The sequence below is a fragment of the Gilvimarinus gilvus genome, assembly GCF_030518155.1.
GTDB classification, from domain to species: domain Bacteria; phylum Pseudomonadota; class Gammaproteobacteria; order Pseudomonadales; family Cellvibrionaceae; genus Gilvimarinus; species Gilvimarinus gilvus.
In genome coordinates this window covers 1-321 of the sequence record NZ_JAULRU010000750.1, presented here as the reverse complement: position 1 = coordinate 321, position 321 = coordinate 1, and the positions used below count along the sequence as shown (strand labels likewise).

Sequence of the window (321 nt, the reverse complement as noted above, 5' to 3'; positions counted from 1 at the left end):
AAGCCGGTGTCCTGCAGCGGGAAAAAGCCCTTGGGGATGGCCACGTAGCCCACGACCGCCAGCGCCAGGGTCACTGCGAACACGCCCAGCGTCACGCGCTGGTGGGCGAGGGCACGGTTCAGGCCCCGCTCGTACCAGTTGACCAGGCGTTCGCCGAAACCGCCCTGGTGCCCGCCAGGTGGGCGGTGCATGAACAGCGCACACAAGGTCGGCGCCAGGGTCAGCGACACCACCACTGAAATCAGGATGGTGGATGTGGCGGTCAGGGCGAATTCCTTGAACAGCCGGCCAACCACCCCGCCCATGAACAGCAGTGGGATG

General features: G+C 66.4%; 1 protein-coding gene. It reads right to left on the bottom strand.

Annotated elements, in window-relative coordinates:
- A partial coding sequence (locus tag QWI17_RS19385) for an efflux RND transporter permease subunit (protein ID WP_302724181.1) occupies window positions 1-321 on the bottom strand: 321 nt, incomplete at both ends.